Genomic DNA, 20,997 nt, shown 5'->3' on the forward strand with positions numbered 1-20,997 from the left:
ACCCAAAACGACGCACGATGCTGAAAAGAATAAAACCCCTCCTGTTGCCTGCTTTGATGGCTGGCATGTTCGCTGCCTGTCAGTCTTCCAGCCCGGGCACCGAGGAGGCCGGCGCTGAGACCGTAGCCGCACTTACCACCGAGAGCTATGGGAAATATGTAACTGCGCTGGCCGATGATGAACTGGAGGGGCGCAAGCCCTTCACCCCGGGTGAGCAGAAAACGCTGGCTTACCTGGAACGTGAAGCCAAGGCACTTGGCCTGGAGCCCGGCAACGGCAATAGCTATGTGCAGGAGGTGCCCATGGTAGAGGTCAAGACAACAGCCAGCCCGACCATGACCATTAAGGGTAAGGGGCAGGAGCTGAAGCTAGAGGGGCGTACCGATTACGTCATCTGGACCAGGCGCACTGATGAGAAAATCGACCTGGACCCAAGCGAGCTGGTGTTCGCCGGTTTCGGCATCGTAGCACCGGAGTATAACTGGAACGACTATGCCGGCCTGGATGTGAAAGACAAAGTGGTGCTGATTCTGGTGAACGACCCAGGCTTCTATGCCCAGGACCCAAAAGTGTTCAATGGCAAATCCATGACCTACTACGGCCGCTGGACCTATAAATTTGAGGAGGCTGCCCGTCAGGGAGCGAAAGGCGCGCTCATCATCCACAGCACCGAGCCAGCCGGGTATGGCTTTGAAGTGGTGCAGAACAACTGGAACACCTCCAAGATGTACCTCGACAGCCGCGGCAAGGAAACCTACAAGTGCGCCATGGAAGGCTGGGTGACCACGCCGGTTGCCGAGAAACTGTTCGCCGCAGCAGGTATGGATTACGAGGCTATCATGAGCAAAGTGTTCAAGCCAGGTAATAAGCCGATGCCGATGAACCTGCAGGTGAGCACGTCCATGCAAGTGAAGACGAGGTATGATAAGACCTCCAACTTCATAGCCAAAATCACAGGCAGCCAGCGCCCCGACGAGACCATCATCTACACCGGCCACTGGGACCATCTGGGTATAGGCAAGGCGGATGCCTCGGGCGACAGCATCTACAACGGGGCAGTGGACAATGCCAGCGGTGTGGCGGGTCTGTTGGAGATTGCCAAAGCTTTCAAAAACCAGCCTACGCAGCCGGAACGGACTATCGTGTTCCTGGCCGTGACGGCCGAAGAGCAGGGCCTGTGGGGCTCCGCCTACTACGCCGAGAACCCGGTCTTCCCGAAGGAGAAGACTGTGGCCAACATCAACATGGACATGCTTAACTCCTATGGCCAGACCAAAGACATCGTGCTGTATGGCAAGGGGCAGTCGGAACTGGAGGACTACATCACCAAAGAAGCAGAGGCCGCTGGCCGCTACATCGCTCCGGAGGCGAATCCCGAGGCTGGTTTGTACTACCGCTCCGACCACTTCAATTTCGCCAAAATTGGGGTGCCGGCTTTGTTCATCGGGCCAGGTATAGACATGGTGGAAGGAGGCAAGGAAGGGGGCATACAAAAATTAGACGCCTATTACGCCAATACCTACCACAAACCCTCTGACCAGGTGCATCCGGATTTCAAAATGGATGGCGCCGTGGAGGACCTGAAGCTGCTCTACAAAGTAGGCGCACGTCTGGCCAATTCCTCAGAGTGGCCTGTTTGGAAAGCAGGCTCTGAGTTCAAGGCGGTACGTGACAAGTATAGGAACAACTAAATTAATTTTTTGGCGATCTCATGAAGCCGTATGTTTAGCCCTGCTATACCTACGGCTTCTTTTTTGGAGGTACAGTGCTGCTTCTGTACTTGCTGTCAAATTAGGGAAGGAAGTATAGGATTTATATATTTTTTACTATATTTAATAAACTAACTTATACAGCTATGAAAACCTTTATACTCTCTTTGCTGCTGGCCGGTGGCATAAGTACTGCTGCACTGGCGCAATCCATTGCCGATGCCAACTCGAAATACGAGGCGAAAGACTACAAGGCATCCGGGCAAATGTACGACCAGGCGCTAAAAGACGGAAAGGGTGGGAGTTCAGACCACTACAATGCTGCTTGCTCCTGGGCATTGGCCGGAGACAAGAGCAAAGCATTCGCCCACTTAGAGAAGGCCGTGGAAAAAGGATGGATGGATATCAGCCACATGAAGCAGGACAGCGACCTGAGCAGCCTACGCGACGACAAACGTTGGGCACAGCTGGTCCAGCAGTTGCAAACTAAAGTCGACAAAGCCGAAGCCAACTACAACAAACCCCTGAAGGAGCAACTGGAGCGGATTCACGAGACAGACCAGAAGTACAGGATGATGTTAGGCCAGGTGCAGCAGGAGCATGGGCCGCAGTCAGAGCAGTTCCAGGAATTGATTCGCAAGATGCAGGCCACCGACAAAGAAAACCTGCAGCAGGTGCAGGCAATCATTGAAAAGCATGGCTGGCCTGGCAAAAGCCTGGTAGGCAATAAAGCGAGCAATGCTGCCTGGTTGGTGATTCAGCATATCAGCCCGGAAGAGAAGGAGATAATGGAAGGATACCTGCCGCTCTTGCGAGAAGCTGCTGCCAAAGGAGAACTCAGCAAAAGTAGCGTGGCTCTAACAGAGGACAGAGTGCGTATGTACAACAACCAGCCACAGGTTTACGGAAGTCAGGTACGGACAAACCCTGAGACCAACAAACCTGAATTTTACCAGATAGAAGACGAAGCCAATGTAGACAAGCGCCGTGCAGCGGTCGGTCTTGAACCTCTAAGGGAGTATGCCAAAAGGTTCGGGTTTGAGTACACACCAGCAGTACCTGCCGAAACTAAAAAATAACGATGCCATAGGTATAAAAAAGGGAGAGGCGCTGATGAAGCGCCTCTCCCTTTTTTATATGTGCTCTGCTTACAACAGCAGCAGCCCCTTTTCCCGCAGCTCAAACCATACCGGCGACGCCAGGAATTCCGTGAAGCTCAGGTGCGCGTCCAGCGGGTAAGACTCCTCCAACTGCTTCAAGGTTATAGCAGGCGCATTCGGGGCTGTCAGAATCGTGAGTTGCTCCAGAATCCATTGCCCGATGCTGGCAGTTGTCTTTATCTGGAAGTCTTCTGCTTTTTCGTAGAAGGTCAATTCGCAGCGCTCAATCGTCTGGCCCTTCTGGGCAATCATCGTAAACTCTATTTCCGGCACATGACCCAGCCAGAATACCCGAGCGAGTTTGCGTTCGCTGTCGGGTTTGCCGGGCTCCTGTATGGCCTTGGCAATCAGGTTGCGGTCCACGGTGACGCGGGGTACTTTGAAATCGAACCAGAACGAGAGGGGCTCCTCCAGCGCCACGCCGTGCATGTAATTGTAGAGCGCCTTGGCTAGTCCTGGACCGAAAACCTCATGGTCGGTGCCATTGGGGTCGTCGTGCCAGAGGTCGTTATAGGCGAAGTTTCCTTCCGGCGGCCCTACCTTCACCACACCGAACTTTTCCGGGTGCTTGCCTACCGGGCTATGCGCCGTCATGCTGAAGCGGTGCCAGTAGCCGGACTGTATCACGCCGTTCAGGAAAAGCTGCCGCACCACCTCCAGCGAATCCACCGTCTCCTGCGCCGTCTGCGTCGGGAAGCCATACATGAGGTAGGCATGCACCATGATTCCCGCCTGGGTGAAGCCATCCGTCACGCGGGCTACCTGGGCAATGCTAACGCCTTTCTGCATGAGGGCGAGCAGGCGGTCCGAGGCCACCTCTAAGCCGCCGGATACGGCGATGCAACCTGACTCGGCCAGCAAACGGCACAAATCTGGGGTAAATGTTTTCTCAAAGCGGATGTTTCCCCACCAGGTGATTTTGACGCCACGGCGGATGAGCTCGATGGCCAAATCGCGTAGTGCGGCAGGCGGTGCGGCTTCGTCCACGAAATGGAAACCAGTCTGGCCGGTTTGGGCGATAATCTGCTCAATGCGGTCTACCAGCAGCGTGGCTGGAGCGGCTTCGTAGCGGGAGATGTAGTCGAGGGTGATGTCGCAGAAGGAGCAGCGTTTCCAGTAGCAGCCATGAGCAACGGTCAGTTTGTTCCAGCGGCCATCGCTCCAGAGGCGGTGCATTGGGTTGATGACGTCAATTACCGACAGGTACTCCTGCAGCGGCAGGTCACTGTAGTCGGGCGTGCCGACTTCGATATGTGGTATGTCTTTGTCAAGGCAGCCGTTGATGTACTCCACCTGGCCATTCTGTAACATGAATGTGCGCTGCAGAAAATCCACCTGGCGCTCGCCCTGCAGGTACTCCAGCAGTTTCAGCCAAGGACCTTCGCCATCGTCCAGCGTCACAAAATCAATATACTTGAACAGGCGCGGCTCCCGCAGGCCGCGCAGTTCGGTGTTCGGGTAGCCGCCGCCCATCAAGGTATGGATGTGCGGGTAGTTTTGCTTGACATGCTGGGCTAGTTGCAGACCGCCGTACAGGTTACCTGGGAAAGGGATGGATAAGCCCACCACATCAGGCTGCACCTCCTGCAGGCGCTCCTCCAACACCTCCAGCAGCATCTGGTCTATCAGGTTAGGCTCCTGCTGCAGCGACTCTTCCAGCGGGTCAAATGAGGTGGCCGACAGGGCTAGTTTCTCGGCATAGCGGCTGAAGGCGAAGTAGGGGCAAATGGTCTCCTTAATCAAATCGCCCAGGTCCTCCAGGTATAGCGTAGCCAGGTAGCGCGCCCTGTCGCTGATGCCCATGCTACCAAACGCCCAGTCGATGTCCTCCACCTGGTCGAAGCGGGAGGCCTCGGGCAGGTAGCGGCTGTAGCTGATTTGCTGGGCCAGGGTCGTGTCCTTGTTCTGCAGGAAGCGGATGACCGGCTCGATGGTCTGCAGGTACTCTCGTTTGAGGCGCAGGATGCGGCGGCTGTTGTCCGACAGCTCAAAATCGCCTTCCTCCACCGCCTGGAAAATCCTGCTCAGCCCTGCCTTGGTGAACATGCGCAGCACCAGCTCAATGCCAAAGTCAGCCTGCGTGACAGTATAGCCTTGCCCTTTCAGGAAGCCTTTGATGTATGCGGTGGCAGGATAGGGGGTGTTAAGCTGCGTGAGCGGTGGCGTGATAAGCAGTATGGTTGGCTTCTTCAAAGTCGGGAAATATGATTTACGAAGCGCCTGATACAAGCGCAGGGCGCAAAACTACAGATTCTGCGCCGCTTTCTGAATTATTACTGCCTTGTCAACAGTCGGGAGCGGGGGTGGGTTCACCGGATGGGCTAATTCGCAGTGAAACAGGAAAGCCACCGGACGCGGTGGCTTTTGAAGGTATGATTTCCTTGTAGGTATACTTCTGCAGCTCCGTGGGCTTTCGCTCAGCGCAGGAGTTCAGAGGTCTTGTTGACGAGGTAGTTCACCCCCGGCACGATGGCCAGTACGGTGGTGGCGACCAGCACGAAGAGCGTGAAGAACATCCGGAACCAGTTGGCGAAGAAGCCGGCGTTGGTGCCAAAGGTATACAGCTGCAGCGCAGAGGACGTGAAAAGGCAGAGCAGCAAGATGATGAGCAGTTTGCGCTTAACAGGCGGCTTCAAAAACGCTTTCTTCATGGCATGTCAGGTATGGCCACAAAGGTAAGGTATAGCGCCTTGGCAGCCGCATTACGAGTGGCCTTTTTCTGCTTCTTCGTCCTCTCTGCTTCGGTTGCTGTCTTTCTGCTGTTGTTCCGCAGGTCCTTTGGGAGGGGCAGATTGGTGTTGGTTCTTCACCTTCTCTACATCCGATGACATTTCTTTGGTCGTTTTCTGGGGCGGGTTTTTATCCTGGTTCTTTTCCATGGTTTTCTGTCTGAGGTTTACATCCTCATACGGCGTATACCAGGAAGCAGTAGCGTTTTCTAACTCATTTTGGCTGTAAGCCGTACATTAAAGGGCTCACCAGAGTGGGCAGGACAAGAGAAGAACACGAAAAAAACCTGACTATGAAAATATCAAAGATAAAAGCATATCTGCTGGCAATGGTGCTGCTGGGTGCGGGTATGACTGCCTGCAACACCGGTACTGACCCAGGCGAGACGAACACAGAGCGAAGCGACATAGAACGCACTGAAGAAGCAGACAGAACGGGAACCTATGGCGATACCACTGAGAATATGGAGGAAATCTATGAAGGCCGCGAAGGCACAGCCATAGGCGACAGCGCCTACAACCAAGATGGCAAGCGAGACAAACGCCCTGACACGAAACAGTAATGCATACCTTGGTGAATCTTTAAAACAGAAAGCCCGACCACAGTACTGTGGTCGGGCTTTCTGTTTTAGCATCAGGTATACTTTACCGGAACACGAAGCCGTTGGGAGCCACGCCTACCTGGAATGAGTCCACAGGGGCACCGCTCTGGTTGTTGTAGCGTACCACCCAGCCGTTGGAGCTGAAGTTGGGCGCCTTGCCAGCGTAAACCATACCTGTGGATGGCTCTACACCCAGACCATAGAAGCCATAGGGCACATAGGCGCCGCGGTCAATAAGTGGGGCGGCAGGCAGCGCAGAGGCATTCACATCCTGCACGTATACCCGGTTGTTGAACAGGAAATAGAGTTTGTCGCGGTTGCCATTGAGTGTGAGTTTGCTGGGCGAGGGTGCCTTCTGTGTAAAGGCAAGAGTCGAGATGACCGCATTGCTGCCCGTGTTGATTTTGGCAAGGGTGCCCGGTTTGCTGTTCTCTTCGTCCACTGAATAGTCGCTGTTGTAGGACTTTAATCCGCTGCTGCTCACCCACAGCACGTTGTTACGGTCCAGCGCCAGGCTGTTCGGGCCATCGTTCACCAGAATGGAAGTCTCCACGGCGTCGGTTGCGGTGTTGATGACGCTCACGGTGTTGCCGCCGCTGTTGGCTACAAACAATTTTCCGCCACTAATGACCAGCTGCTCGGGCTGCACGCCCACCGGTATAGTTTTGGTGACCGTGTACGTCTTCAAGTCAACAACGGCCACACGCCCGGTGCCATATATATAAGTGGTGGGGTCATAGCCCAACCATTCGGTCACGTAGCCCTTCTCGTTGTTGAGGGCCACAAAGTAGCGCGGGGCGTGCATACCTGTGATTTCGGCTTGCGCCTTGAGCGTGTTGGCATCTGCCACGGTCACCTTTCCGCTGTTGTTCATCACCAAAAAGGCCCTGTCGCCGTGCACAGATAAGTGCTGCAGCACATCGCCCAGCACGAGTGGCGCGTTTACTTTCTTGAACGACTCATTCTCCACCGAGCGGCTCCCGTGGTTGTAGAAGCTCACTGATGCGTTGGATTTGGTCATGGCGCCCTCGTTGGAGATGAGCACACCGTCGCGGGCATACTCACCAACTGGACCCTTGGAATCGTCGTCGCAGGCGGTGAAGGCGAGGGCGCCAAAGGTGAAGGCAGCGGAAAGTACAAAGCTGCGGAAGCGGGTAATTTTTTTCATGTAGCTATTCTTAAAACGGTATGGTTAGGGTATGACAAAGCGTAAACTGGCGGCGAAGCTGCGCGGCGGCATGGGCATGTTCTCCAGCACATAGTAATTCGCATTGGTGGCATTGTCGGAGCGGAGAGAGGCGATGATCTGGTACTGGCCAATGTCGATTCTCCTGCTCAGCGCCAAACTCAGCAAGGTATAGGCCGGAAGGTTGCTGGTGTTGCTGTTGTTGGTATAGCGCAGGCCGTTATAAGTGAGGTTTCCCAGAAAGCTCCAGGCACGGAAGGCGGCATCGGCGCCCAATTGGGCCTTGTGCAGCGGCACATGGGCCAGCTGGAGGTTGAGTTCCTCCGGCCCCTCGTAGGCCTCCACCTGTTCGGAAGTGGTATAGGTATAGGCGGCGGTAGCGGCCACAGAAAGTTCGTCCATTTTTTTGCTGGCGCGGGTGCTGAGCTCTAGGCCCTGCGCCCGCACCTTCTGCAGGTTGCGTGGCGACCAGTACCCTGACTCCAGCGGCATCCACTGCACCCAGTTGTCCAAAAGCAGGCGGTAGGCAGAAGCCTCCGTCTCGATGTGCCAGGAGCCGTGGGTAAAGGTATGGCACAGGCCGCTCTCGTAGTTCCAACCTTGTTCGGGTTTGATGTCGGGGTTGCCGCCGGGCTGCCAGAAGCGTTCGTTCAGCGTGGGCACCCGGTAGCTGCCCGAGACGTTGCCCTTCAGGTATAGGCGGTGGTTGTTTTGCTGTAGAAACAGCCAGTTGGCACCCAGCGTGGGGGCAGGCGTGGGGTTGTAGCCCTTCACAAAGGCCTGCCGCACGTTCAGGCTCAGGTCCAGCCGGCGGGTGGGGTCATAGCGGAAGAGCAAAAAGGCGGATGCCCTATCTTCGGTGACGGTGCCGCCATAGCCCTGCACATCAGCCACAAAATGCTGGAGGTTCACGCCGCCACGCAGGCTCCAACGACGGGCGTAGGTATAGGTCTGCTCCGCCTGCAACTGGTAGGTGTTGATGTCGGTGAGGGAGTTGTTGCTGTAATCGGTATAGCGAAGGTAGTCGGAGAACCAAGCGGCCTTCACTGTGGTCTCGCCCCAGTTACTGTCGTGGCCAAAATCGGCCATCAGGCGCAGGTTCTTGTCTACTTGTCGGGTACTGACGTTGGCAGCTCCCAGAGCGGGCGGCACTTCACGGTTTGCATAGGTATACCAGCCGTGCAGCGCCAGTCGGCTTTTCTCGCTTAGCTGCCAGGTCACATCTTGTGTGAAGCCATGCTGCGCCACCTGTGCCTCCTCCTGTAGGCGTGTCGGTGCCCCGAAGCTCCCGTAGTCTTTGTAGGGAAAGTCGTTCGCCGCGCTCAACCTATACCCACTCATCCCAACCGATACTTTCTGACCGACATAGTGGCCTCCTGCGCTGGAGAAGTAGCGACCGAAACTGCCGATTTCCTGCTGCACCGTTGCCCCGAATCCGGGTTTGTCATACACAGGAGAACTGAGCGAAACGGCCCCGCCTATGGCGCCACTACCATAGGTAGCGCCTGCCGCGCCATGCTGCACAGATATGGAACCCAGGCTCGTCAGGGGCAAAAGAGAGAAATCGCTTAGGCCCAGGGCGGGCATGTCGATGTTGAGACCGTTCCAGAGGACGGCGGTGTGGGTGGCGCTGGTGCCCCGGAAAGTAGGGGTGGAGATGCCGCTTGGGCCGTTGGTCTTGAGGAACAGGGGCGTGCGCGCCTGCAGGGCATCAACCAGCGAGCCGGAGGCATGCATCTGTACAAAGCTGCTGTCGAGGATGCTCACGCGGCTGCCGGAGGCGAACACCTCCGCGGGTTTGCCGAACACCTCCACCGTGCGGAGCTGGTACTGCGCCGTGTCCTGCTGCGCGAGGGCAGCGGGGGCTATACCTGACAGCGCGGCCAGGCACAGAAGAAGACGGTAAGAAGACTTTGCCATGTATACGTTCGCTTAAATCCCGAAGCATGCAGGCAGGTATAGGGCAGGAACAGCGCGCGCAGGTATAGCGAAGGCCGTGCAGCTTTTTACCCGAAAGCATACGACTATGTTTGTCGGACTGGCAGGTCTCCTGGCTCTCTTCGGTCAGCCGGCCTTCCCATGACGCGTGGCGGCACAGTGGCATTGGTGATGGCTAACCCTCTTTTGAAGATTACAGTTGCGGGAACAGCATAGGTATCGCACCTATTTCCCTTTTAAGGCTTTTACCACGGAAGCAGTAAAGGCCACCAATTTAGAGGCAAAGGTAGTGCATTTTAATTATGAATTAAGAATTATGGATTCATAATTATGGGCTGGGCGAAAGAACTGCTATACCTGCAACTCAACCTCCGGCTATACCTGCCGTACCTTCTCCCATACCATTAGACAGAGAAAGTGAAGCTGGAGAAGTCATTCTATACCCGACCGGATGTGGTGCAAATTGCGCAGGACCTGCTGGGGAAGCACCTGTACACAAACCACGATGGCATTCTGACCGGCGGCATCATTGTGGAGACGGAGGCCTACGCCGGCATAGGCGACAAAGCCTGCCATGCCCATATGAACCGCCGCACCCAGCGCACCGAAATCATGTACCACGAAGGCGGGGTGGCCTATGTGTATCTCGTGTACGGCATCTACAACCTCTTCAACATCATCACCAACGTGGAGGGGCGGGCCGATGCCGTGCTGGTTAGGGCCATCGAGCCTGTGGAAGGTATAGAAGAGATGCTGCTGCGGCGCAACATGGCAGCCATCAAACCCAACCTCACCGCCGGACCGGGCGTGATGAGCATCGCCCTGGGCATAGACCGCAAACACTACGGCACTTCCCTTACCGGCGACACCATCTGGATTGAAGACAGAGGCATGGAAGTGCCCGCCGAAGGTATGGCCATCGGTCCCCGCATCGGGATTGATTATGCCGGCGACGATGCCCTGTTGCCCTGGCGCTTCTGGCTGAAAGGCAACAAATGGGTGAGCGGGAAGAAGTAATTTTTCGTCTGGTTAATGTGTGGCTATACCTGCCGCGCTTTCCGAAAGGTGTCAGTGAAGTGGTGGATGAACGCGGTGGTGTAGTCGCCGGTTGGGTCCAAATCCGGGTCCAGTATGGTGATTTCCATTCCGGTGGCTTTGGGGCTCGAGAGCAGCAGGTATAGCATCTGGTTCAACTCATCGTAACTGAGGCCTCCGGGCGTTCTGCTGTCAACGGCGGGCATCACCGCATCGTCCAGCACGTCCACATCCAGGTGCAGCCAGAACCCATCCAGTTGCCGCGTTTCCACCATACCTAGAAAAGAGCCGACACACGCGGCTATACCTGTCTCCCGCAGTTGTGCCAGTGAAAAATAAGTTGCTTGGGATTCCCAGATGATGCGCTCGTAGGCCTGGTCGTACTCGCGGTTGCCCACACACCATACCTGATTCTCCGGGATGTAAGGCCTCTGGCCCTGTATGTCTGTTAACTTCTGAGGACCTAGACCGGCGGCAAAGGCCGCAGCCATACCGCCTGCACCACCTGTCTCGGAGAAGGAGGGTTCCATAAAATCCGTGTGCCCGTCCAGATAGAAGAGGGCGTAGTTTCCGCGCTGCTTCAAAGCGAGTGCGCTACCGACCAAAATGCTGCAATCCCCGCCTAGCACCAGCGGGAAACTCTGGTCATTCAGCACCTCACTTAGCAATTTGGCCTCCTGCTGTGCATAGGCCACAATAGCGTCGGCATTCAGCACATGCGTTTCCGGGTCGAGGTGCATCCGGTAAGCAGGCGAGGGAAGTACCCAAGTGGCTTCTGGCGCCAGCAGTTTGTGAAAGCCAAGTTGGCGCAGCCATTCCGGTAGCCTACCCACGCCTGGCGCTTTTCCGGGCGACGGCTCTTTCAGGCCTAAGTTGAAAGGAAACTCTACTATCGTAACGCTCTTCGTCTTCATGGGTACATCGAATGGTTTATGTGTGAAAGAGGAGAGGCCGCCCACAGAGGGAGTTTTCACGGCTGCCGTAGTTTCTTTTTCTCCTCCAGCCACCGCATACGGTAGGCGTTCATGGCCGTGGCGCCCAGTTTGTTGATGAGGCGGTAGTTGACGACGGCTCCTATCGGGGCCCCTACAATAGGAATCAGCTGCGCCATCTTGGCTAAGTCGATGTAGTCGCGGTACTCCTGCTGAAAGGTGCGCCAGTCGAACTGGTGGATGTCCTGCGGCAGGTGCTGTGCCTGCTGTTCCCAGTGCTCCAGTCGCTGGTATACCTGCCGGCGCTGCTGCTGGCTGCTGAAGGCGAGTTGGAAGATGTGCAACAGGTATACCCGCTCCCGGTAGTCCTCGGCGGAGTAGCCGTAGAGGGCGGCAATCTCAAACAGCAGTTTCAGCTTCAGGCTCAGCAGCAGCGGGAAATCGGCAAAGCCTAGCAAAATGCCTCCGGCCCCGGTGATGCCTCCTTCAGCCGCGGCGGCTTTCCTGTAAAAATCAATCCGCTCCTGCACCAGGTTTTCCGTCAGTTGCAGTGAAGTGAAAGGGTAGGGTTTACGGGTGGTGAGTCCAGACCCGAACAGCACTGCCCGCACCATCTGCTTGATAGTGCCCGTGATGGCCTGGTGCACCCGCTCCGGTATGTAACTGTTCAGCTTGTTCTGCATCCGCTTCGATAGCCTGTTGACGAACGAGGGGTCGCTGCGCATCTCCAGTTGCCAGTCCTGCAGCTCCTGTATGGCGTGTGCTTCGTATGGAGTCATGTTTGTCTCTCTGTATTACATCAAGGTATGGCCACCTGGCGTGAAAAGCAAGAAGAGCCCCATCCTCCCTTGCTGTGACGGCACCTGGGTGATGGGGCTCTTCAATCTATACCTGTCGCTATTTGTTTTTCTGATCGTCCTGCTCGTTATCGGTGCGGGCCTGAGGGGTGGGGTTGTTAGAGCCCATTTTGCCTACTGCGTCGCGCTCCAGGCTGTTGCTGGTGTCCGACTTGCTGCCCTTGTTGGTTTTATCCAGTTCTGTCTGCTGCTGGCCCTTGGCCAAGCCTTTATTTTCTTTCTCGTTTTTCATAGTCTGTTTTTATTTAAAAATTCGGTGTTACTCTGTCCGCTTGGCATTCAGCCCAATTGTAGCAGTCTCAATGCCTATCGGCCTTTGTCCTGCTGTGACTGGTCATTTCTGTCATCGCCAGAAGACTGCCCGCCTGTGCGGTTAACGATTTTTGAGCCTTTCAATACGTCTGATGCCTGACCCGTGATTTCGGTAGAAGGCTTTCCGCCCTTCTTGCCGGCCTCAAACGACTTTTCAGGATTGCTTTTGGACTCGTTGGGTTTATCTGTCTTGTTTGTCATAGCTCGTTGTGTGTAAATGTGTGACACGTAGTGATATTCACTATTGGTTTACGGTGCCTTGTCCAGCTGGTTTTTATACCTGCCAAAGCCGGAAAGCCTGCGGCAGGGGCCACAGGCTTTCCGGGGTTTAGCTCTAAGGAAGTGAAAGCAAGCTTAGGAGTTGCCCTTTCCGCTGCCGGATGAGCTTTTGCCGCTGCTCTTGCTGCTCGCCGAAGGCGTATCGTTTTTGTGACTTTGGCTACCGGCTTTGGCATGTCCCTGTGGGTCGCCGTGCCAGCCACGTCCCTGGCCGCTGCTCTTGGCCTGTGTCTGGCTGCCCTGTGAGGCGCTTTTGCTGCTGGTGGAGGAAGAGGAGGAACCTGAACTCTTGCCGCTCTGGCTGCCGCCGCCTACCTGAGACTGGCTGCCGCTCTTGGATGTAGGCGTGTTTTTCTGAGAAGATGAGCCCTGCATCTGGCTAGAAGAACTCATGTTCTTGTTGCTGTTGCTCTTATTCTGGTCTTGCTCGTTATTGCGTTTCATAGCCTTCAATTTAAGTAGAACAAACCCCGCACACGTAGCGGGCTACCCTGTTTTACGTTTTATGTTGCTAACAGTTAATGAGTTAAGTATTAATATAATGCTATAACACGAAGTTTAGTGTAAATAGGTATTCATTGTCATATAGCACTAACCCAGTATTCAGGTAATGTATGTAACAGGTGCACAGTCTCTTGAATGGCTCAATAGCTGCAACTCTAGTTTAAGATGCGTCAAATGTGATTGATGCCGGAAAACAGATATAGTGCCAAGAAGGGTAGAATAAAATATTTAGGAAGAAGCTGCCGTCGCCTTCCTGCAGTACAGCACGATGGGCTTCTGATGCATGTCGGTTGTGAAGAAGAGGTAGTCCTGGCCACCTTCCTTGATGCCGGTCTTCTTTCGAATCTCGGCCACCGATTCGGGGAAGTTGCGAACCGTGATGTTAGCCTTCTTGGAAGGCAGCTTGGCAAAAAGTTCTTTCTTGTTGTAGCGACCGCTGCCCTGGCAACTGAACACACGCCCCGGGAAATCAGGTACAAGGGTGGCGGAGGTATAGAGGTGGCTATTCGGGTGCAGCTTGTGCAGTCCATAGGCTATGGCCACGCTGCGGTAGGCGCCGGCTTTCAGAATGGCTGCGTTGGGCTCGTACAGGTAGGCATCCGGGTCAGCATATCGGACCTTGGCCTGGTCTTCCAGGCTTTTGGTGAAATCGATTTGCTGTATACCACCACCCGCCAGCAGGTTGACCGCGTGCCGCTCCGTTTGCCCCGCTGATGGCTCAATCAGGTATAGCACTTCCTTGCATTCGTTCTGCACGGCCACCACCCATACCTGGGACACGGACCCTAATTGCTCCAGCGCCAGGTCGATGTCCAACATGGGAGATGTTTTGAGCAACACTGCCTTGGACTTTTGGAGCAGCAGCGGCAAGAGTCGTTGCACATCGGGTTCGCAGTCCTGCAGCAGGTGCACTTTCTCGGAACGTTCCCCGCGCCGCGCCGGGTCCAGGTATAGCACATCAGCCTGGCCCTCGAAAGAGCTCAGGAAATCCTCGGCAGAAGAGTTGACAGCTTGTATATTTTGAGCGCACAGCAATTGGAAGTTATGGGCCGCAAGCTCTGAGAGCTCCTCGTTCTGCTCCACATGCACCACGCGGGAGAACCGCTTGGCAAAGTAAAAGCTGTCCACCCCGAAGCCCCCCGTCAGGTCAACGAGCAGCTCTCCTGACACCAGCGACGCCTTGTAAGCAGCAGCGGCCTCTGATGAGCTCTGCTCCACCGACACCGCCACCGGAAACACCACGTCTGGATGGCTCACCCAAGTAGGCAGCTTCTCAGCGGCCTTCTGCCGCGCCTGAATCTGTTTCACCAGCTCTGCCACGGGCAGGTTGGGGTAGCGGCCAGCCTGCAGCATCAGCTCAGAAGGGTTCCTGTGCTGGTGCTGGCGTATGAATTCCTGTTCTTCCGGGGTGTAGTGCTTCATAGCGATTGCAAAGGTACGATTTTCTCTCTCTGATTTATTTGTTTAAAAATTATTTAAAAACATTAAACAAAGTGTTGACTGGTTAGTTGTAATCTCAGCAACGACAAATTATTCAGTTACACATTTAATTTTAAGTACTATGAAGAAATGGATGAAACTTATGCTGTTGGCTGTTCTGCCAGCGCTAGTCCTGACAAGCTGCGACGATGACGACGAAGACATCACTATCAATGACATGGCCATGGTGATGGTCGTGCATGCCTCGCCTGATGCCCCCGGCGTGGACCTGCTTGTGGATAATTCAAAAGTAAACACGACTGCGCTTACCTACCCCAACAACACGCCATACCTGGAAGTAGAGTCAGGCCGACGCAACATTAAAGTGAATGCCGCCGGAACCAGCACCTCCGTGATAGACGCCAACTTGGACCTAGATGCCAACACCAACTACTCTGTGTTCGCAGCGAACACCCTGAGCGCCATCGAGCCGGTGGTGTTGGAGGATGACCTGACAACTCCTGCGGCCGGAAAAGCCCATATACGTTTTGTGCACCTGTCGCCTGACGCCCCTGCCGTAGACATTGCCGTGACCAACGGCCCGGTGCTCTTCAGCAACCGTACGTTCAAAAGCGCCACTGCTTTCACTCCTGTGGATGCCGGCACTTATAACTTGGAAGTGAGATTGGCTGGAACCAACACTGTCGTGCTGCCGCTGCCGAACGTGCAGGTGGCCAATGGCCGCATCTATACCGTGTTCGCGAAAGGTTTTGTGGCACCGCCTTCTGGCAACACCAACAGCCTGGGAGCGCAGATTATCGCTAACAACTAATAAGTCTGAAGGTTGTACCGACCGAAGCCTGTGCCTGTGGCATGGGCTTCGGTGTTTAAGAAGAAGGCAAAGTGTCTGACTATCAGTTGTTATAGCAATATTTTGTTGAAAATGAACTAGGAATTGTTTAATTTTGTGACTTACCTAGAAAAATAGTAGAACATGATAGATACACAACTTAAGTACAAGGTAAAGGATATATCGCTTGCCGCCTGGGGTCGAAAAGAGATTAGACTGGCGGAGGCAGAGATGCCTGGCCTGATGGCTATCCGCCAAGAGTATGGCGCGAGCAAGCCGCTTGCCGGTGCCCGCATTGCTGGTTGCTTGCACATGACCATCCAAACTGCCGTTCTCATTGAGACACTGGTGGAATTGGGTGCTGAGGTGACTTGGTCTTCTTGCAACATCTTCTCCACACAAGACCACGCCGCGGCTGCCATCGCTGAAGCTGGCATTCAGGTATACGCCTGGAAAGGTATGACCGCAGAGGAGTTTGACTGGTGCATTGAGCAGACGCTGTTCTTTGGTGAAGACCGCAAGCCCCTGAACATGATTCTGGACGACGGCGGTGACCTGACCAACATGGTGCTGGACAAATACCCTGAACTGGCTGACGGTATCAAAGGCCTGTCTGAAGAAACCACTACCGGTGTACACAGACTGTATGAGCGTATGAAGAACGGCACACTGCCTATGCCTGCCATCAACGTGAACGATTCTGTTACCAAGTCTAAGTTTGACAACAAATATGGTTGCAAGGAGTCATTGGTTGACGCTATCCGACGTGCCACTGATGTGATGATGGCCGGTAAGGTAGCGGTAGTAGCTGGTTACGGTGACGTAGGGAAAGGATCTGCTGCATCCCTGCGTGGTGCCGGCGCCCGTGTTATCGTGACTGAAATCGACCCAATCTGTGCGCTGCAGGCTGCTATGGATGGCTTCGCTGTGAAAAAGATGGCGGATGCCGTGAAAGAAGCGGACATCGTAGTGACGGCCACTGGCAACAAAGACATCATCCGGGAGGAGCACTTCCGCAGCATGAAGGATAAAGCCATTGTCTGCAACATCGGCCACTTCGACAACGAGATTGACATGGCTTGGCTGAACGGAAGCTACGGCCATACGAAAGACGAAATCAAGCCGCAGGTGGATTTGTATAACATTGAAGGCAAGGACATCATTGTGCTGGCTGAAGGCCGTTTGGTGAACTTGGGCTGTGCCACTGGCCACCCATCCTTCGTGATGTCGAACTCCTTCTCTAACCAAACGCTTGCCCAGTTGGAGCTGTGGACCAACGCAGAGGCTTATGAGAACAAGGTATACACCCTGCCAAAGCACCTGGACGAAAAAGTAGCCCGCCTGCACCTGAGCAAAATCGGTGTGGAGTTGGAGGAGCTTTCACCAGACCAGGCCCGCTACATTGGCGTGGAGGTAGAAGGACCTTACAAGCCAGAATACTACAGATACTAATCCGTACCTAAGGTATAGCAACAGGAAAGCCAGGGCGTTTGCCCTGGCTTTCCTGTTTTATGAGGTATAGAAGGTATAGCTAATGTGATTTGTCGGCTCAGCTATTAGCGCTGGCAACAGCGTAGCATCAAATGATGTTGAACCGGGACATGAGGGCTTTCTTATACGACTTGCCAATCGGTATGTCGCCTTTGGCGAACACAACCGAGTTTTCTTCCAGCGCCTCCACCTTGTCTAGATTGGCGATGTAGGAGCGGTGCACACGCACGAAATTGTTTGCCGGGAGCTTGTGCTCCATGTCTTTCAGCGTGGAGCTCACCAGGTATTTCTGATCTGCCGTCACAATAAAAGAGTAGTTGTCATAAGCCTCCACCCACAGGATATCGCTGTAATGCACCTTGATGATACGATGCTTCACCTTAACGAATATGTAATCCGCTAAGGCACCATTCTCATGGTTGGCCTTCGGGTGGTGAGTTGCCTCTCCCTCGGCGGGTTTGTGGCCGCTGTCGTGCTTGTACAGGGCTATCTCGATGGCAGAGCGTAGGTTCTTCTCATCGAAGGGTTTGGCCAAAAAGCCGTCTGGCTCGGTTTTCTTGGCCCTGTCCAGGGTATCCTTGTCGGCATAGGCAGTCAGGTATATGAAAGGTATACCGAACTCCTCTTTTATCCTGGAGCCGATTTCTATCCCATCCGCCTCCCCCTTGAGGTTGACGTCCAGCAGAACCAGGTCTGGTTGCAGTGTCCGAATCATATCAATTGTATCCTCGCCGGTATCTATGGCACAGGTCTCATAGCCCAACTCTTCCAAGCAGGCGGCTATATCCTCGGCGATGATGACTTCATCTTCTGAGATAAGAATTTTCGGTTTTGTCATAGCATTAATTTCATACGTGAAATTCATAAATTATGATTCCAAAACAAAATGTAATATTGAATATGTACCATTTTTATTTTTGAATTGCACGTTACCATTTAATTTTCTGCTTAAGGAGGACACCAACTGGAGCCCAAATGATTTTTTCTGTCGCTCCTCAAAGTCATGAGGTAAGCCGATGCCGTTGTCACTCACGGTCAAGGTATAGTTGTCGTCTCCCTGCTCCTGCAGCCTGATGCGCAACTCCCCGGTCTTGTCAGGAAAGGCATACTTGAGAGAATTGGAAACCAGTTCATTCACAATCAAGCCAAGTGAGATGGCCGAGTCTATGTCCACCATGATGGGGGGGATATCCAAATCCAGCCGGACCTGCTCCCTCGACATGCCGTAAGTGGCGTACAGGCTTTCGCATATCCCCCTGAAATAATCCTGCAGGTCGATAGTAGCCAAGTCATCGTGCTGGTACAGCCGCTCGTGCAGCAAAGCCATGGACCTAACCCGGCTTCGGATGGCCTGCATGACCTCCAGTGCCTGGGGGTCTTTCACATGACGGGCCTGCAGGTTCAGCATGCTCATCACAATCTGCAGGTTGTTCTTCACGCGGTGGTGTATCTCTTTGAGCAGTATCTCCTTCTCACGGTGTTTCTCCTCCAGCAGCTGCGTGCGGTGGCGCACTTTCATCTCGAGTAGCGTGTTGAGCTTGACCAGGCTCTTCTCGCGCAGGCGCACAACGCTGATGGTCCCGGCCGCACCCAACAGCAGCAGCAGGATAATGAACCACTCCCTGCGCCAGATAGGCGGCACGATGGAGAAGGAGTAGGTCACTGGATTGGGCGTCCAGTAGCCGTCGTTGTTGGCGGCGAGCAGCTGGAAGGTATACTCGCCAGGGTCGAGGCTGGCATACGTGGCAATGGACTGGTCGGTAACGGAGGACCAGTTGTCATCGTGCCCTTTGAGCCTGTACTTGTACTTCACCCTGTCAGGCGCGCTCAGGCATATCCCCTGGAAATCGAATGTGAGGTGGTTCTGGTTGTGCGGCAGCCGCAGGTTGAGCGGCAAGCCTGACACTGAATCGGTCTTGTATCCCAGGCGTTCCCAATCAGTGGGGTTGAGGTTGAGCATAATATGGCTGAGCATTGCGGTGGGGTATACCTTGTTCTGCCGGTCTAGGTCAGGGAGGTACTTGGTCAGGCCTTTGGCCGTGGCGAACCACACGGTGCCGTCCGGGGTCTGGGTGATGCCGTTGCGGCTCACCTCGATTCCTCTGAAACCATCCTGGTTGGCATAGCTGCGGAAACTCAGTCTGCCCTGCTGGTGCAGCTCGTCCAGCCTGATTTTGAGTACACTGCTGCTGGTGCCCACCCACAGGTGGTTGCTCCGGTCTACGTACAGGCTTTTGATGCCTTCGTTGGGGAGGCCGTTGCGGGAGGTATAGACTTTGGGCATCTGCCAGTTCCGGTGCATGGCTACAATGCCGTGGTTGAAGCCACCGAAGTAGAGGGTGCCTTGTTGGTCTTCGGCAATGGTCATGACTTCCCTGAACCCGACCTGCTGTAATTGAGCGTCTTCTATGACCTTGCCGCCCTCATACCGGAACACGCCGTTTTCGGCTCCCAGCCAGACGGTGTTGTGGGCGTCGCGGTGCAGGGCGTATACCTGGCCAGTGGCAGGTTGACCCGACACTGGCCGAATTGTTTTGCCACCCTTTGGGAGTAGGGCCAAGCCTCTCTCTGTGGCAAAGAGCAGATTATCTTCGTTGTCGGGTAGGGCCTGGTATACCTCCAGGGAAGGCAAGTCGTCCTCAGCGCCGTAATGCTTGGCCGCAGAAGGGGTGAGCTGGTAAACGCCCCTGCTGGTGCATACCCATACTTCGTCTTTGTTTCTGACCCACATGCTGTGCAGGGTTGTTCCCTGTGGCCAAACGTCAGTCTGCAGCCAATTGATAGTGCCTGCTTCCATGTACGCCGCAAGGCCATCGTCCGTGCCTAACCATACCCTTCCCTGCGTATCCTGGGCTAGCGCCGATAAAGTAGGCTCTTTCACGTTGCCCATGTCAAAGTAGTGCACAAACCAAGGGTTGCGGTACTGCATCAGGCCATACCCGGTGGTTCCTACCCAGATGTTGCCTTCAGTATCGGTCGCCAAAGTATTGACCCTGTCTGTGCGGAGGCCGCTGAGGCGGGTGAGGTGCTCAAACTTCTTCCCTGCGTATTTAAGTACGCCTTGGTTCCTGAAGCTAATCCATTGGTGCCCATAGGTGTCGGTCGTAAACGCCGTGACATCAGGCTTGGTGATGGCAGGAGGCAATTTGAAAAGCCGTAGGATGTTCTGCCTGAATGTAGCCACCCCCTGTTGGGTGCCTATCCAGACGGTGCCGGCAGGCGATTGGCTCAGCACATTGACAGCGTCATCGGGCAGAGCACTGTTGGCAGAGGTATAGTGCGTGATACCATCTGTTGCCACCCGGTATAGCCCTTGAGCAGCGCTGGCCGCCCATAACTCGTTGGTTGGGGTGGCCAGTATAGCCGCGTACGCTATTTGGGGGAGGGAGTCGAGCAGGTGGAACCTGCCGTTGCGGGCATAGAAGATGCCGCTGCCTGTGGCCACCCACAACCTGCCTTGTGTGTCTTCGGCTATGTCGTACACCCCGCCGGGTGGTAAGCCGGCAGCGGTAGCGTATGCCTGAAAGGTGTCCCCGTCGTAGCGCATCAGGCCATTGTCGTACGTGCCCACCCAGATGTGACGCTTGCTGTCCTGCAGCAGGCACCGGATGCTGTTGCTGCTCAACCCTTCCCTCTTGGTATAGGCAGAGAAGCCAGTGCCATCCAGACGGCCTATCCCGCCTAGGGTCGCCACCCAGAGCTGTCCCTGGTGGTCCTGCAGCATGTCGTTCACCTGCGACTGCGGGAGCCCCTGCTCCAGTGACCAGTTGCGGAAATTGTATTGCTGTGCCTGTAGCTGCAGGGCACACAGCAAAATAAAGAGAAGGGTGAACAGGCGCATGTGCGTTAAGTTTCGGGCGACAGAATATATTGTATATGTGCTTTTTTAAAGGCAACAAAATACTTTAATATTTATATTACTGATTTCCTAAGGAATTGTTTTGCAGTATGCGGCAGGTGTTACGCCGGGGCTAACACTGAGATATAGATGGGG

Annotated in this window: 19 protein-coding genes and 1 riboswitch; of the genes, 6 read left to right on the forward strand and 13 right to left on the reverse strand. The window is 54.7% G+C overall.

Annotation, left to right across the window (positions count from 1 at the left end; genetic code table 11):
* The first annotated feature begins 17 nt into the window (after positions 1 to 17).
* Together B051_RS0103520 and B051_RS0103525 are read left to right on the forward strand one after the other, a co-directional pair.
* The gene (locus tag B051_RS0103520) at positions 18 to 1,691 is read left to right on the forward strand and encodes a M28 family metallopeptidase (protein ID WP_018476800.1); all 1,674 of its coding nucleotides are present in this window, start codon (positions 18 to 20) and stop codon (positions 1,689 to 1,691) included.
* A gap of 164 nt (positions 1,692 to 1,855) precedes the next feature.
* Positions 1,856 to 2,788 (forward strand): DUF6624 domain-containing protein, encoded by a 933-nt coding sequence (locus B051_RS0103525; protein ID WP_018476801.1) that lies wholly within the window; start codon positions 1,856 to 1,858, stop codon positions 2,786 to 2,788.
* A gap of 69 nt (positions 2,789 to 2,857) precedes the next feature.
* Here the strand turns inward: B051_RS0103525 and B051_RS0103530 are convergent, their stop codons facing one another.
* From B051_RS0103530 to B051_RS22375, 3 genes are all read right to left on the reverse strand, one after another.
* Positions 2,858 to 5,062, reverse strand: coding sequence for a B12-binding domain-containing radical SAM protein (locus B051_RS0103530; RefSeq protein ID WP_018476802.1), 2,205 nt, complete (start codon positions 5,060 to 5,062; stop codon positions 2,858 to 2,860).
* 224 nt (positions 5,063 to 5,286) lie between these two features.
* Complete coding sequence (locus tag B051_RS0103535; RefSeq protein WP_018476803.1) at positions 5,287 to 5,520, reverse strand: DUF2798 domain-containing protein; 234 nt, start codon at positions 5,518 to 5,520, stop codon at positions 5,287 to 5,289.
* Positions 5,521 to 5,571: 51 nt separating this feature from the next.
* Entirely contained in the window at positions 5,572 to 5,748 is a 177-nt protein-coding gene (locus tag B051_RS22375; protein WP_018476804.1) for a hypothetical protein, read from the reverse strand.
* 143 nt (positions 5,749 to 5,891) lie between these two features.
* Here B051_RS22375 and B051_RS0103545 point away from each other — a divergent pair, with 143 nt between their 5' ends.
* Positions 5,892 to 6,161 carry a hypothetical protein gene (locus B051_RS0103545; RefSeq protein WP_018476805.1) on the forward strand — a complete coding sequence of 90 codons (270 nt, stop codon included), beginning with the start codon at positions 5,892 to 5,894 and terminating at the stop codon, positions 6,159 to 6,161.
* 82 nt (positions 6,162 to 6,243) lie between these two features.
* Here the strand turns inward: B051_RS0103545 and B051_RS0103550 are convergent, their stop codons facing one another.
* Together B051_RS0103550 and B051_RS0103555 are read right to left on the reverse strand one after the other, a co-directional pair.
* The gene (locus tag B051_RS0103550; RefSeq protein ID WP_018476806.1) at positions 6,244 to 7,368 is read right to left on the reverse strand and encodes a YncE family protein; all 1,125 of its coding nucleotides are present in this window, start codon (positions 7,366 to 7,368) and stop codon (positions 6,244 to 6,246) included.
* 24 nt (positions 7,369 to 7,392) lie between these two features.
* Complete coding sequence (locus B051_RS0103555) at positions 7,393 to 9,306, reverse strand: TonB-dependent receptor plug domain-containing protein (protein ID WP_018476807.1); 1,914 nt, start codon at positions 9,304 to 9,306, stop codon at positions 7,393 to 7,395.
* 103 nt (positions 9,307 to 9,409) lie between these two features.
* A riboswitch (cobalamin riboswitch) is annotated at positions 9,410 to 9,613 on the reverse strand.
* 128 nt (positions 9,614 to 9,741) lie between these two features.
* Here B051_RS0103555 and B051_RS0103560 point away from each other — a divergent pair.
* A complete protein-coding gene (locus B051_RS0103560) occupies positions 9,742 to 10,341 on the forward strand; it encodes a DNA-3-methyladenine glycosylase (RefSeq protein WP_018476808.1) in 600 nt (199 codons plus the stop codon).
* 23 nt (positions 10,342 to 10,364) lie between these two features.
* Here B051_RS0103560 and B051_RS0103565 read toward each other — a convergent pair whose 3' ends face one another.
* From B051_RS0103565 to B051_RS0103590, 6 genes are all read right to left on the reverse strand, one after another.
* The gene (locus B051_RS0103565; protein ID WP_018476809.1) at positions 10,365 to 11,273 is read right to left on the reverse strand and encodes an arginase family protein; all 909 of its coding nucleotides are present in this window, start codon (positions 11,271 to 11,273) and stop codon (positions 10,365 to 10,367) included.
* Between the two features lie 56 nt (positions 11,274 to 11,329).
* Complete coding sequence (locus B051_RS0103570; protein WP_018476810.1) at positions 11,330 to 12,070, reverse strand: EcsC family protein; 741 nt, start codon at positions 12,068 to 12,070, stop codon at positions 11,330 to 11,332.
* Between the two features lie 118 nt (positions 12,071 to 12,188).
* Positions 12,189 to 12,380, reverse strand: coding sequence for a hypothetical protein (locus B051_RS0103575; RefSeq protein ID WP_018476811.1), 192 nt, complete (start codon positions 12,378 to 12,380; stop codon positions 12,189 to 12,191).
* Between the two features lie 74 nt (positions 12,381 to 12,454).
* On the reverse strand, positions 12,455 to 12,661 hold the full coding sequence (locus B051_RS0103580) for a hypothetical protein (RefSeq protein WP_018476812.1): 207 nt from the start codon (positions 12,659 to 12,661) through the stop codon (positions 12,455 to 12,457).
* A gap of 153 nt (positions 12,662 to 12,814) precedes the next feature.
* Positions 12,815 to 13,183 carry a hypothetical protein gene (locus tag B051_RS0103585; protein WP_018476813.1) on the reverse strand — a complete coding sequence of 123 codons (369 nt, stop codon included), beginning with the start codon at positions 13,181 to 13,183 and terminating at the stop codon, positions 12,815 to 12,817.
* 288 nt (positions 13,184 to 13,471) lie between these two features.
* On the reverse strand, positions 13,472 to 14,665 hold the full coding sequence (locus tag B051_RS0103590; RefSeq protein ID WP_018476814.1) for a THUMP-like domain-containing protein: 1,194 nt from the start codon (positions 14,663 to 14,665) through the stop codon (positions 13,472 to 13,474).
* Positions 14,666 to 14,804: 139 nt separating this feature from the next.
* Between B051_RS0103590 and B051_RS0103595 the strand changes: the two genes are divergently transcribed.
* A complete protein-coding gene (locus B051_RS0103595; protein ID WP_018476815.1) occupies positions 14,805 to 15,494 on the forward strand; it encodes a DUF4397 domain-containing protein in 690 nt (229 codons plus the stop codon).
* 162 nt (positions 15,495 to 15,656) lie between these two features.
* On the forward strand, positions 15,657 to 16,964 hold the full coding sequence (gene ahcY / locus B051_RS0103600) for an adenosylhomocysteinase (RefSeq protein WP_018476816.1): 1,308 nt from the start codon (positions 15,657 to 15,659) through the stop codon (positions 16,962 to 16,964).
* Positions 16,965 to 17,091: 127 nt separating this feature from the next.
* On the opposite strand, the gene B051_RS0103605 is transcribed toward ahcY, so the two are convergent.
* Both B051_RS0103605 and B051_RS0103610 read right to left on the reverse strand, forming a co-directional pair.
* Entirely contained in the window at positions 17,092 to 17,841 is a 750-nt protein-coding gene (locus B051_RS0103605) for a LytTR family transcriptional regulator DNA-binding domain-containing protein (protein WP_026236163.1), read from the reverse strand.
* Positions 17,842 to 17,871: 30 nt separating this feature from the next.
* Positions 17,872 to 20,844, reverse strand: coding sequence for a two-component regulator propeller domain-containing protein (locus B051_RS0103610; protein ID WP_018476818.1), 2,973 nt, complete (start codon positions 20,842 to 20,844; stop codon positions 17,872 to 17,874).
* Positions 20,845 to 20,997: the final 153 nt, after the last annotated feature.

This window comes from Pontibacter roseus DSM 17521 (assembly GCF_000373265.1).
Classification (GTDB): Bacteria; Bacteroidota; Bacteroidia; order Cytophagales; family Hymenobacteraceae; genus Pontibacter; species Pontibacter roseus.